This window comes from Natroniella acetigena, assembly GCF_023227745.1.
GTDB classification, from domain to species: Bacteria; Bacillota; Halanaerobiia; order Halobacteroidales; family Halobacteroidaceae; genus Natroniella; species Natroniella acetigena.
Map to the genome: position 1 here is coordinate 1 of NZ_JALKBX010000031.1, position 13,795 is coordinate 13,795.

Consider the following 13,795-nt stretch of genomic DNA (forward strand, 5'->3'; position numbering starts at 1 on the left):
CCTAGAGAGCAACCAACAGTTTTGATTATTTTTAAATAGTTTTAATCAATTAATTATAAGCTGTTTGGTAGCTCCTTATATATGTATGCCTCATTAGTAATTAATTAGTCTTAATTTTTCATGTGATTTAAAATGACTCTGAACCTAAGGTTAGAATTAATTTAACCTACCATAAACAACAGGTTTTAGACCTTACTCAAACTTAGACTTAGCCTTAAACTCAAGAACTTAAGCTACTAATTTTATTTCACTAAAAAAAAGCCATCTCCTTTATTCATAGATATAAAGTGGCACTTTGCTACTTTATATCAGTTGACAGTGAACAGTAGATATGGTTTCTATTGGTTTCACGAAAGGTCTTGACAAAAACCTGTAGGGACGGTTGACAGTAGGTAGAAAAACCATTAAAACCCTAAAATCTTAAACCATGTTTAATATTGAATACATACGTACTTTAAACGACTTATTTTTTAAGATTTTGCATTTTGTAAACCGTAAACTGTCAACTATATTGTGTCGCTTTCAGTGACACAATATTATCATACCCACTTTAGGTTGATAATATATAAACTGCCTGCCTCTCCACAAATTACAATTAAAATTTGATAGATCTTCTCGATAGAGTATGTTAAAATTTTAAGTACAGATAGACCATATTAGAGAGGAGTACTTACTAAGAATGCCGAAAAAAATTATACTATCAATTCTAACATTAATTCTAGTAGTCAGTTTTAGTTTACCTGTCATGGCTTTTCAACCACAAGACGTAGCTAATAATCACTGGGCATTGAACTATATTAATTCGTTACTTGACCAAGAGATTATGTATGTTTACCACAATGGAAACTTTGCACCAAACCAAGCAATTACTCGAGGGGAGTTTGCTTACTCTCTAGCTAGAGCGATGGATTTAAAACCAGCCATCGTTTCAGAACTAACTGATATTACAAATCATCCTGCTAAAGGATATATTTCAGCTTTAGTTCAAAAAGAAATTATTACGGGTTATCCTGATGAAACTTTTAGACCACAAAATCCGATCACTAGAGCGGAAATTATTGCTATGCTCAGTCGGAGCCTGGAACTTGATCAAGAAGAGAATAGTATCAAGATCGGAAATAATCATTACTCAGATCTTGCTGATGAACACTGGGCCAACGAACTGATCAACCTATCTTCTGAAATTGGAATGATCGATGGTTATCCTGATGGAACTTTTAGAGCAGATAATCATGTCACTCGAGCAGAAAGTGCAAAGTTGTTGACCGAATTAATGAACTTTGAAGTAATCACAGGAGATATTGTTGAGACATATCCTATCTCAGGTAAAATCAGAGTCAATTCAGAGCAAGGAACTGAAACAGTTGATGTGGAGCAGAATAGTTTAATTGGAAGAAACAATCGCTTAGTCGACTTAGATGAAATGCTAAAGTCAGATCAAGTATATCTACTCTTTGATCAAAATAGAAATAGAGCTATCTATGTTAAAGCTTATGGCTTAATTACCCAAAAAGATTTAGCTAGTCAAGCAAGCGAGTTAACTGGTGACTTCTTCAGCCCTGATGAATTAATCTCAATTGCCGATGGAGACTGGCAAAATGTTACACCACGATTACGACAAGAAGTAACTAAGAATTTACTTGACGAAGGACTATCAACCCAAGAAGTAACTGCTTTATTGAATACTGATTGGGATCAATTGCAAGATTTAAGTAGAGAGCGTCTAATAGAATCTATTTCTATTAGTACCAATATCTCAACCGATATAATTAAAGCAGCTATTGAACAAGATTGGGATAAAGCACAAGAATTAGCTAGACAAGATGCTATTAATTCTGCAGTCACACAGATTTTAACTAATAGCTCTTTATTATCCTAAATTAGTAACAGCTAAGGCAGATGCCTTAGCTGTTTTTTATATAATCGTATAAACTTTTTTAATATTTTGAACTTGATCCAACTTTTTACTAAAATATGCCCTAGCTAAATCAAACCTATTCTTTTGTAATGACGAAATAGTCTTATCACCATATACTTTCCATTCTTCTCTACAAGTATATTCCAAGTCACTATAACCCATAAAACCTAAAACATCTTTAAGTGGATAACCAAGAAAAATACCAATCTCATGTGGAAAAACTCCAGCACCTAAATCATGCTTTTTCAACTTAGTAACTAACAGATCAAGATATAATTTAAATTTATATTCTTCAGGATAACCTAATTTCCTTAAAAAATTAAGTGCTTTCAGATTATCTAACTGTTTATCTAAAGCAGCTTGATGATAAAATAGGATTTTTCTACGAGTAAATCCTTGGTTTAATTCTATAATCTTTATCTGCTCATAATAACATAAGATCTCATTTTTACACTTATCCCACAGCTCATAATTACCTTTATCTACCTTTATATTCTTTAGTTCAGCAGGTTTGGCCCCGAGTATTGTAGCTCCAATACTCTTTAAGGTATACCTAATAAAATCAGTTTCTAAATTCTTATTTAATTTATTTATACCCTCACCTCCAGTAATTTCATCTAGTATTCTCAATTAAACCAAAGCTTATTAGCAAACTGCTTAGTAGATATTTAAATTTTTATGCACTACCGTTTCAATTGATGATTGATAATCAAATTCAAAATATTAAAATCAAAATATTGAAAAAGTCAATATTGAGAAGCCAGAAGATGCTTTAATTTTTCAGTCACCCATATTTTCTTTTAGCTGAGAGTACTCCTAATTAATAATTTTAGCTATGGTACTTATAGATCTCTCTCAATTCAATTGCTAGTCTTTCTATATTTTCTATAATTCATTCGTGAAAATCAATTAATTTCTCCATTGAACATCTCATTTTTATATTTTTTTGAACCAACTTAACTTTACTTAAAATATTAATTTCAAACAAGTTAAAATTAAATTGAATTTATCCTTGCAATTCAAAAATCAGTATGTTATTATATTAATTGTTGAACAGGAAAGAGCCGAAGTGGCGGAATTGGCAGACGCGCTGGATTCAAAATCCAGTGATCCTTGCGGTCGTGTGGGTTCGACTCCCACCTTCGGCACCAATTAAATTAATCAAGTACATAATAACCCCTAAGAAACCTTGATACTACTAGGTTCTTAGGGGTTTTCTGATTTCTGATATTTTGTATAAAATTCTATCTCGCCGACATTTTGCCGACGAAATAGTCGGCACTATCCAACACAGGATAATATAAATTGGCATTTTTCAGTAAAATCTTGACTTTAACTACTAATCAAACTAAACACATTCTAGTCTTTCCTATTGTAAATTAAAGTTCAAAATTAATTTTAATCTCTATTACCTCTTTATACTCAATTATTAGTTATTGATTTTTCTAATTTATTGCTTTTTGTCCTATTGTGATGTTTACAGAGAACTTGACCATTAAACACCTCAGTCTTACCACCTTTAGAATGTGGTAAGACATGATCAGCTTCATAATCAGACCAGCTTACCTTTGCTTCTTTTTCAGCCACACCTTCCTCTAAACATTTTTGACAGAAACCATTATCTCTACGATATATTTTAATCCTTTCAGCTTCATTGAATTGTCTCTTGCTATCTTTAGGTAATATTTCGTGATTGTTTTCTTCTAAATAATTAAAAAATATTAATCTTAAAATCCGATGTCTTATTTGTACATTATTAGAACTTTGCTGTCTATTCGAGATGAAATTTAGAATATTTGAGTCATCATCATTCTTCTTACTCCATCTATTATAAAAATAATTCAGAAATTCTTTAAATATTTCCTTCTCTTTATCTTCAAATACATAATGTTTCTTCAAATGTCTTAAAAGTAAGTAAAATGAAATTATCATATATTCTCTCTTAAATTCCTTTAAACCATTTTCCTCATCAAGAATAGGGTCATCTTTAAATATATCATAAAATGTATTTAAGTTTGAAATCACATTTTTAGCCAATTTAGTTTCTTCAAATGAATCATCCCCTACACCATCTTCTCGCCTGTACTCATCAATAAATTCTTCTACTGCTTTATTATTAAGATCTGTTGCACCATCAGCATCTTCAATTAATAGAAATCTAGTCATTAACATAAGATGCTGCATCCTATCATTTTTTCGATCTATAATATTAAAAAATTTATGCTTGTTCTCATTTTCGTCTACTGGCTTATACTCTTGATAATCAAAAGTAATATCATCACTAAACTTAACAATAAAATTCCTAGAGATACTTGATAATCTAGCATGAGCTTTTTCCATATAATTAAGTGATTCTCCTTGCTGTAACCTCCAAAATATTTCTGTTGCAATCTCTTGGTGTTCTGGATTAGTAGGATCTTCTATCCCTTTTACAATATCAGCTTTAAACATTAATTCTTTATCGATAAATCGTCTAAATTTAGCAGATAATTCACTATAATATTTTTTAGATAACTTAGAATTTAAATCTTTCAAAGAACTTGGTAATCTAATCTTATCAGAAAAGAAGTCTTGAATAGTCGTAATACGTTGCTGACCATCTATTATTTCACTTACTGTCTCGTTCTCACCCAATCTAACTTCACGTATTATTATGTTAGGTATATAATACCTTCTAAATAAACTATCTAATAAACTTTTCTTTTTCTTTTTAGACCATACATTTTTTCTTTGATAAGGTGGTCTGATCACATATTCTTCGCTATATTTATGAAAGTCTTCTATTGCTATTGATTTTTGAAACACATCATATTTGGAATCTGGATTAAATGGCATTTTAATCACCTCGGTAAAAATATTTTAAATCATTTATAATAGATCTACTTCACTTTGATTATCCTCATCTCTAGTTAGATAATAAATACCTGTTTCTTCACTTTTTTTAGAGTTACTATTAATTTTTTAGCTCATTATACTTCTCTATTTTTTTAACAACTTATTTTTGTTCATTTCTCTTTCCTCCTTGTAAATAATATTCTAAAAATCTCATTCAATTTATAATAAAAAACACAAAGATATAAATGTTCATTTATATCTTTGTGTTTTAATTATATTATAGTTTAAATGCTCTTTATTGTCAAGTTATGGAATTTGTACATAGTGTAAAGAAGATCAATATTAAAAAATTATTCTTATAATAAAAAAACTACATAGACCAAAATATTTTAATTCATAAAGAACAACTTCGAAACTCCAGTGTATTTTATAATCAATAAAAGAACCAAAAGAATTATCCTTCCAGTATATAAAATCAGCCTAATCCACTAAACTATGTGTCTAATTTAATGAGGGAACCTCACATTTAGGTTCCCCTATTATCTAATACTTTCTGGGCTACAATATGCATCCAACCCTTTGCTATTTCTATAATCTACGAAGCACACAAACAAAAAGACCCGAATCAAAAATTAAACTCGAGTCTTTTATTTCTTCTATAAATATTCACTAGAATTGCATTAAAAACAAAGAAACTATATCTAAAGCTAATAATAACAAATCAACCATTTATCTCTCTTGGATGTAATTCAGGTCTATAAACTTCATTTTCTGTTTCTAAGCCTTTATTTTCTGCAGCAAAATTCTTAAATGCTACAGATAACATCAACTTAATTCGATTCAACTGATTTACTTCACTAGCTCCAGGATCATAATCGATCGGTTTAATATTAACTCCAGAATAGTAACTTCTAAGCTTTTTAATCATTCCTTTGCCAATAATATGATTTGGCAGACAACCAAATGGCTGTAACATTAAGATATTCTTAACGCCCTTTTCAATTAACTCAACCATCTCTCCAGTCAAAAACCAACCTTCTCCAGTCTGATTACCTAAAGAAAGGTGTTTTTTAGCTCCCTTAGCTATCTCATAGATTGTATCAGGCTCTGAAAAACGTTTGCTCTCTTTTAAAGCCTTTCTCATTGGTCGGCGATAGAAAAACTCAACACCTTTAATTCCTAGCTTACTTTTAATCATCCCCCATAAACTACCAGATAACTTCTTATACTTCTCTTCAGTATTGTATAAAGAGTATAAAAAGAAGTCTAGGAGACCAGGAACTACAGCCTCAACCCCTTCACTTTCTAAGAAATCAACTACATTATTATTGGCCGTTGGGTGGAATTTAACTAAAATCTCTCCAACTATACCTACTTTCGGCTTTTCTAAACCTTCTTTTAACTCTAGATTATCAAAATCACGAACAATATTTCTAATATTCTCCTTATACTCTTTTCGATTTCCACTTGCTAATGACTTTTGACATTTATCAACCCATTTTTCATATAATCTATCTGCTGTACCAGGATGCTTTTCATAGGGACGTGTTTTGTATAATACCTTCATTAATAAATCTCCATAAATCACTCCTTCTAGAGCTCTATGAACTAAAGGTAGAGTTATCTTAAAACCTGGATTCTTCTCAAATCCTTGGGCACTTAGAGCTATCACAGGTACCTGCTCTAAACCAGCATCTTGAAGAGCCTTTCTAATAAAGCCTACATAATTAGTAGCTCGACAACCCCCACCTGTTTGAGACATAATAACTGAAGTATTATCTAAATCGTACCTTCCAGATTTTAGAGCCTCTATTAATTGGCCAACTACAATTATTGATGGATAACAAGCATCATTATTAACATACTCTAATCCGATATCAATCGCCTTCTTATCAACTGCAGGCAATACTTCTAAATCATAACCTGCTTCTTTAAAAGCAGTCTCAAAGAATTGAAAATGAATTGGCGACATCTGAGGCGATAAAATAGTATGATTCTTCTTCATCTCTTTTGTAAATACTCTTCTTCCTTGCGGCTCTTCTTTCTTTTTAGGAGTAAAGTCTTCTTGCTTTCTCTCTTCCATAGCTGCTAGCAAAGACCTAAGTCTAATCTTAGCTGCACCTAAATTACTTATCTCATCTATTTTAAGACAACTATACAATTTACCATATCTATCTAAAATCTCTTCTACCTGATCGATAGTAACTGCATCTAAACCACAACCAAAAGAATTAAGTTGAACTAATTCTAAATTCTCCTGCTGGGCTACAAATGTAGCAGCAGAATATAATCTAGAATGATAGACCCACTGATCAATTGCTCTAAGTGGTCTTTCTACCTCGGCTAAATGGCTAATAGCATCTTCTGATAAGACAGGCAAATCAAATGATTCAACTAATTCTGGAATCCCATGATTAATCTCTGGATCGATATGATATGGTCTTCCAGCTAAAACAATTCCCTGCTTATTATTCTCTTTTAAATACTCTAAAACTTCTTCTCCTTTATCTTTTACATCCTGTTTATAATTTTCTAACTCTCTATAAGCCTTATCTACAGCTTTAGCAATCTCGCTTTTAGAAAGTTCTTCTTCTTTTAACTCTTGGGCCAAACGAGCTACTAATTTATCTTGATCATCTAAAGCTATAAAAAAGTTATAATATTGTACTTCTTTTTTACTCAACTTTTCTATATTAGCCTCTAAAGTTTCAGGATAGGAGGTAACAATTGGACAGTTATAATTATTATTTGCTTTAGGATCCTCTTTTTGATTAAAAGGAATACAAGGATGAAAAATTTTATCTAGCCCTGATTGAATTAAATCTACAATATGGCCATGAGCTAACTTCGCTGGATAACAAGTCGATTCTGATGGAATAGTCTCCATCCCTTTCTCGTAAACTTCCTTATTTGAAGCACTAGAAAGCTCAACCCGATAACCTAATTCTGTAAAAAAAGTAAACCAAAATGGATAATCTTCATATAAATTTAAAATTCGAGGAATTCCAATCCGACCTCGCTTTGCTTGTATTGACTTTAAAGGATGATAATCAAAAACTCTATGATATTTATAACGATAAAGATTAGGAACAGCCTCATTTTCTTCTTCTAAACCGACTCCCTTTTCACATCTGTTTCCAGAGATAAACTTTCGACCATCAGAAAACTTCTTAATCGTTAATAAACAGTTATTACCACATTTACCACAGCGACCTTTAGCAGTATTAACACTAAACTCTTCTAGTTCTTGAGCTGATATAATATTAGAACTCTCAATTACTGAGCTTCTTTCTCTAGCAAGAAGTCCTGCTCCAAAAGCCCCCATAATCCCTGAAATATCAGGACGAACAACATTTTGGCCAGTTACCTTCTCTACTGCTCTAAGCACAGCATCATTATAAAAAGTTCCACCTTGGACTACAATATTTTGACCTAATTGTTCTTCACTACGATAACCAATTACTTTAAATAAAGCATTTTTAATTACCGATAAGGCCAACCCAGCAGAGATATCAGCTACTTCGGCTCCTTCCTTTTGGGCTTGCTTAACTTTAGAGTTCATAAAAACAGTACAACGAGTTCCTAAATCTACTGGATTATCTGCTTCGACACCTAACTTAGCAAACTCTTCTACATCTAAATCCAAAGAATTAGCAAATGTCTCAATAAAGGAACCACAACCAGATGAACAAGCTTCATTTAACATAATTGATTCTATAATTCCATTATCAATCTCTAAACTTTTCATATCTTGCCCACCAATATCAAGAATAAAATCAACCTCAGGCAAGAAAAATTGTGCTCCCTTATAATGAGCTAGAGTCTCTACTTCCCCAGTATCTATCTTTAAAGCTGACTTAATCAACTCTTCTCCATATCCTGTAACTGCTGAATGAGCAATCTCTACACCCTCAGGTAACTTCTGATACAGTTCTTTTAATCCTTCGATTGTAGAACCTAAAGGGTCTCCTTGATTACTATCATAATCTGAATATAATAACTTCCCATCTTCACTAACTAGAGCTATCTTAGTAGTAGTTGAGCCAGCATCAATTCCAAGATAAGCTCTTCCATGATAGTCTTTTAAATTCTCCCTTTTTACTCTATATTGATCATGACGCTTTTTAAACTTTTGATACTCCTCTTTATTACTAAATAATGGTTCTAAATTATCATCATTATTTACTTTCATCTTATCTAATTTTGTTAATTGCTTATATAAGTAATCAGCAGGATAGACTTCTTTTTCCCGCGATTCTAATGCTGCTCCCATAGCTACAAAAAATTGGGCACTCTCAGGAATTAAAGCCTCTTTTGGTTTTAAATCTAAAGTTTCAATAAATCTTTTTCGCAATTGAGACATAAAATGCATTGGCCCACCTAAAAAGGCTACATTTCCTTTAATCGGTCGCCCTTGAGCTAATCCACTAATTGTCTGATTAACTACTGCTTGTAAAATAGAAAGAGCAATATCCTCTTTTGAAACTCCATCATTCAATAAAGCTTGCACATCTGATTTAGCAAATACTCCACATCGAGAAGCAATTGGATAAATATTTTCTGCTCTTTTGGCCAAATCATTCAATCCGCTTGCATCAGTCTGTAATAAAGAAGCCATCTGATCAATAAAAGCTCCTGTCCCTCCAGCACAAGTACCATTCATTCGCTGTTCAACTGAAGCTCCAAAGTATGTTATTTTAGCATCTTCTCCACCTAATTCAATTGCTACATCAGTTTTAGGAAGCAGCTTTTCAATCGCATTACTACAAGAAATCACCTCTTGAATAAATGGAATTTCTAGCTCATTACAAATTCCTATTCCACCAGAACCAGTAATTGTAAGTGCTACTTGACTATTGCCTAAAATCTTTCGTGCATTCTTTAACATTGCTGTGACTATCTTTTTTATTTCCGAAAAATGGCGTAAATACTTTTGATAGACGACCTTTTCACCATCAAGAATAATGATCTTTACCGTTGTTGACCCAACATCAATTCCTACTCTAAAAACTTGACTCATAACCTGCCTCCTCCCAAATAAATCTTATTTCTTAACCTGAGGATAAAAGATAGTACTAATAAAATTAGTACTATCTTTTTAACCAGCAATACTAGCTACTAAATTAAAAATTTTGCATTTATATAAGCCGTAGCTTATATTTTAATCAAAATTTAAAATTAATCTCTAAAATTATCTTCTAAGCTCTTTAGCTTATTTTTTTAAATGCCTTATTTCAGATTTAAGCTCTTCAATCCTTTCTTTAGAATCCTGATTTTGATATTTTTGATCTCTATCGCCATGATATTATCTCGCTCATTGTGCCAAAAGGGAGGATTTATTCGGCGAAAAAAATCAAATATATAAAAACTCCTAAAAATAGTAATGGAATTATCCCAGCAAATCCATATCCAGTTCGTAACATCGGCATCTAACTAACACCTCTTTTAACAAACTTATATTTCAAATGATTATATAAAGCAATATTTATGTTTTCAAATACTAAATATAGCCGTCAAGGGGTTTTAGTATATTATCATTGGAAAATACTTAGTCTGTGACTATTTTCACTTAATAATTAAAAACTACTCCTCTTCCTCCTTTACGTCATCTAAACCTTCTAACTGTAAAAGAAACCTGCAATACATGGAGTCTTTAACGAACAATAAACTTTCAAGCCTTCTTTTTTACTTCTACAATTCCAGCTGCTTTCAAAACAATGTTTAGAAATAATAGATTGACTAGCATCAATTAAATCGATTAATTCGCAGACACAATGGTCTCCTTTGCTATCTAATATTTCAATCTGTTGAACTATATTTAATTATATTAATTAACTTATTATTATATTATTATATTATCATATCAGAATATAGTTGTCAAAAATAACCCTGTTCCCCATTCTTTTATAAAACTAAAAATTAAAAAACAATTTTCTCCGTCCACTCGTCGCCAAAAAATTCAAAACTGATAAATATAATTCAATACACTTTAACAATCAAAACTTAACTCTTTCCATACAAAAAAATAAATTATAATACATTCCAACACTACTTAATACCACATCCAAAATTCGGGAATAAATCCCAGCTTCGGCACCATTAAAATCAATTGACAGTTTACAATTAATACAAACATAATAACCCCTAAGAACCTTTGTTAATACTAAGGTCTTAGGGGTTTTCTGATATCTTGATTTTTTAGATTCTTTTCGCAATAGAATCATAATTTCTATTCTAAGTTATTAAAAATCTATCTTCTTTCCCTCATAAATATATTTAAATAAAGCTTTCATCTCTTTTTCATTAATTCGACGCGGATTAGTTAAAGTACAACCATCCTCTAAAGCTCGTTTAACTATTAGATCCAACTCTAGTTCAAACTCTTCTTTAGAAATATCAAGCTCTTTAATCGCCATTGGTATCTCTAATTCTTTATTCAAGCCTTTAATCGCTAAAGCTAAATCACTAACTCCTAACCTCTTAGCTAAATGCTCATACTTCTGTTGTGCCGCTTCAGATTTAGTATTATACTGAACTACATAAGGAAGAATTAATGCATTAGCTAATCCATGGGCAACTCCAAATACTCCTCCCAATTGATGAGCCATACTATGTACTATTCCTAAACCAACATTAGAAAATGCCATACCAGCTATACTTTGATAATTAAGCACCTTTTCTCTATATTCTAAATTATCAGGCTTTACAAAAGCTAATGGTAAAAACTTAAAGATACCTTCTAAAGCACCTGTCGCTAAAACATCGCTAAAATCATTAGCCTTAACAGAAACATAAGCTTCTAAAGCATGAGTAAAAGCATCCATTCCTGTAGCTGCTGTTAACCAAGCAGGCATTGTTGCTGTAAATTTAGGTTCTAAAATAGCTAAATCAGGAATAGCATCTTCGGTTCTAATTCCTTTCTTTAATTTCTTCTTCTTATCCTTAATAACCATCGCCTTTGTTACTTCACTTGCTGTTCCACTAGTAGTAGGAATAGCTACAAATTTAGCCTTATTTCTAAGTGATGGAATATCCACTAAATCTAATGTATTAGCAAAATCTAAATCTGGATGCTCGTAAAAAATCCACATAGCTTTAGCAGCATCAATTGGTGATCCTCCCCCGATTGCAACAATATAATCGGGGGAAAATTCAATCATTTGCTCTGCACCTGCTTGCACAGTCTCTACACTAGGATCTGGCTCTACTGAATCAAAACATTTAACAGAAAAACCTGCTGCTTTTAACTGAGCAATTACCTCATCTAAATACCCTTTCTTTTTAATAGTAGTTCCACCAGTAACAACAAAAGCTCTTTTCCCCTCCAAATTTCTTAATGCTTTTGTACTATCATTTCCAAAAAAAATCTTATCTCCATGTAATTTAATACTATTCATCAACATCCTCCTCTTTACTTTAAACGGTGGTCGGTAGTCTGTTGTCTGTGAATGGTTTTTATTACGGAAGGTCTTGTTTTTTAGACCTGTAGGGTCTATAAAAATCAAAAGCACTAAATCAAAATCTAAAAACCCTTGAACTATCTTATATAATAAGGTTTTAATTTTATGATTTTACAGACACAGACACAGACAACTGACACTATATAATTATATATTTTCTATTTCTACTCCAACTTGCTCAGTAGTAACTTCACCATAAGATAATTTAGTCCATATATAAAAGATGATTCCCAAGATTGCCCAACCCAAAATTATCATCCACTCATATGGCCAAAGCAAAGCTGCTGGTGCTCCTGGAAGATATAACAGCATCATCCCTAAACTTAATATCGCCGCTATAAACCCTACAAGCTTTCCTTTTTTAACCTTATATGGTCTTGGCATATCAGGTTCTTTATAACGTAAGACTATAAAAGATACAGCTACCATAAAATAAGCTAAAACGATTGTTAATCCTCCGGCATTAACTAACCAAACTAACATAGGTCTTCCTAATAGTGGAGCTAAAGAAGAAATAACTCCAGTCAATAAGATAGCACTAGTGGGAGTCTTATACTTAGGGTGTAGTTTAGCTAAAAATGAGGGTAACTGTTTTGATTTAGCCAAAGCATAAATTGCTCTACTACCTCCCACAAAAAATGAATTCCAACTGGTTATTATTCCACCAACCCCTGCAATAATCATAATCTTTGAAGCCAAAGGGCTATTAAAGAACGCAGCTTGCATTCCATCAGCTGCAGCTAGACTAGAACTTTCTATCCCTGAACTTGATAACGATAGTGACACCCCTAAAATAATCATTACATACCAACCTATAGCCATAACTACTGACAGCATTAATATCTTGCCAAGCTGATCAAAGGGTATATCCATCTCTTCTGCAGCTTGAGGAATCACATCAAACCCTACAAACATAAAAGGTGTCATAATAACAACAGCTAATATTCCCTGCATTCCATCAACAAAAAGAGGCTGCAAATTTTGAATACTCCCAGTAGTAACAGCACCTCCGAAGAATGATAAACCTATAAGCCCTATCATTATTGTAGCTGCACCTTGTATTACTGATAATGGTTTTATACCATAATGATTTATGGTTGTAACTATAATAGAACTAACAATCCCAACTAAAACCCAAGTTAAATATATATCATAGTTCCCCACTGTATACATCTTAAACTGAAGATAGTTAGGGAAAAGATACTCAATTACTGTAGGAAAAGCAACAGCTTGAAAGGCAACCACTGATACATAACCTAATATAATAGACCAAGTACAGACAAAGGAAGCATCGCTTCCTAATGCACGTTTGCTAAAGACATGTTCACCCCCACACTCTGGCATAGCCGATGTTAACTCCGAATAAGTAAGACCAACAAATACTACCAATATTCCACCCAATAAGAATGCAACACTAGCTCCTAAAGCTCCTGCACTTTGAACCCAACCTCCTGATAATACAATCCAACCCCAGCCAATCATAGCACCAAATGATAATGCAAGTGCATCTTTTTTAGACAACACTCTATCAAAGCTTCCTTCTCTACTACTCATAATTTTCTCCTCCTCATATACTTGTAAG

At 32.2% G+C, this 13,795-nt stretch carries 7 protein-coding genes and 1 tRNA gene; 2 read left to right on the plus strand and 6 right to left on the minus strand.

The features are described 5' to 3' along the window. The first annotated feature begins 679 nt into the window (after window positions 1-679). Entirely contained in the window at window positions 680-1,879 is a 1,200-nt protein-coding gene (locus MWH25_RS07825; RefSeq protein ID WP_248627095.1) for an S-layer homology domain-containing protein, read from the plus strand. Between the two features lie 36 nt (window positions 1,880-1,915). Here the strand turns inward: MWH25_RS07825 and MWH25_RS07830 are convergent, their stop codons facing one another. Beyond that, window positions 1,916-2,548, minus strand: a complete 633-nt coding sequence (locus MWH25_RS07830) for a DUF3793 family protein (RefSeq protein WP_248627096.1) — start codon at window positions 2,546-2,548, stop codon at window positions 1,916-1,918. 433 nt (window positions 2,549-2,981) lie between these two features. On the opposite strand from MWH25_RS07830, the gene MWH25_RS07835 reads away from it, so the two are divergent. Beyond that, window positions 2,982-3,069, plus strand: a tRNA-Leu gene (locus tag MWH25_RS07835). A 271-nt stretch (window positions 3,070-3,340) separates the two neighbouring features. Here the strand turns inward: MWH25_RS07835 and MWH25_RS07840 are convergent. The 5 genes from MWH25_RS07840 to MWH25_RS07855 all read right to left on the minus strand — a co-directional run bounded on the left by MWH25_RS07840 (window position 3,341) and on the right by MWH25_RS07855 (window position 13,767). Then, entirely contained in the window at window positions 3,341-4,753 is a 1,413-nt protein-coding gene (locus MWH25_RS07840) for an HNH endonuclease family protein (protein WP_248627097.1), read from the minus strand. Window positions 4,754-5,474: 721 nt separating this feature from the next. Next, window positions 5,475-9,773: a 2-hydroxyacyl-CoA dehydratase gene (locus MWH25_RS07845; protein WP_248627098.1), complete on the minus strand. Its 4,299-nt coding sequence runs from the start codon at window positions 9,771-9,773 to the stop codon at window positions 5,475-5,477. Between the two features lie 598 nt (window positions 9,774-10,371). Further along, complete coding sequence (locus MWH25_RS13145; protein WP_428832805.1) at window positions 10,372-10,569, minus strand: ArsR family transcriptional regulator; 198 nt, start codon at window positions 10,567-10,569, stop codon at window positions 10,372-10,374. Between the two features lie 426 nt (window positions 10,570-10,995). Next, on the minus strand, window positions 10,996-12,150 hold the full coding sequence (locus tag MWH25_RS07850) for an iron-containing alcohol dehydrogenase (protein WP_248627099.1): 1,155 nt from the start codon (window positions 12,148-12,150) through the stop codon (window positions 10,996-10,998). A gap of 210 nt (window positions 12,151-12,360) precedes the next feature. Next, the gene (locus MWH25_RS07855) at window positions 12,361-13,767 is read right to left on the minus strand and encodes an APC family permease (protein WP_248627100.1); all 1,407 of its coding nucleotides are present in this window, start codon (window positions 13,765-13,767) and stop codon (window positions 12,361-12,363) included. Between the last annotated feature and the right edge of the window lie 28 nt (window positions 13,768-13,795).

What these genes read in the sequence shown, in the direction of transcription:
- MWH25_RS07855 (WP_248627100.1), bottom strand. Translation starts at nt 13,767, where the DNA reads ATGAGTAGTAGAGAAGGAAGCTTTGATAGAGTGTTGTCTAAAAAAGAT.
- MWH25_RS07840 (WP_248627097.1), bottom strand. Translation starts at nt 4,753, where the DNA reads ATGCCATTTAATCCAGATTCCAAATATGATGTGTTTCAAAAATCAATA.
- MWH25_RS07825 (WP_248627095.1), top strand. Translation starts at nt 680, where the DNA reads ATGCCGAAAAAAATTATACTATCAATTCTAACATTAATTCTAGTAGTC.
- MWH25_RS07845 (WP_248627098.1), bottom strand. Translation starts at nt 9,773, where the DNA reads ATGAGTCAAGTTTTTAGAGTAGGAATTGATGTTGGGTCAACAACGGTA.
- MWH25_RS07850 (WP_248627099.1), bottom strand. Translation starts at nt 12,150, where the DNA reads ATGAATAGTATTAAATTACATGGAGATAAGATTTTTTTTGGAAATGAT.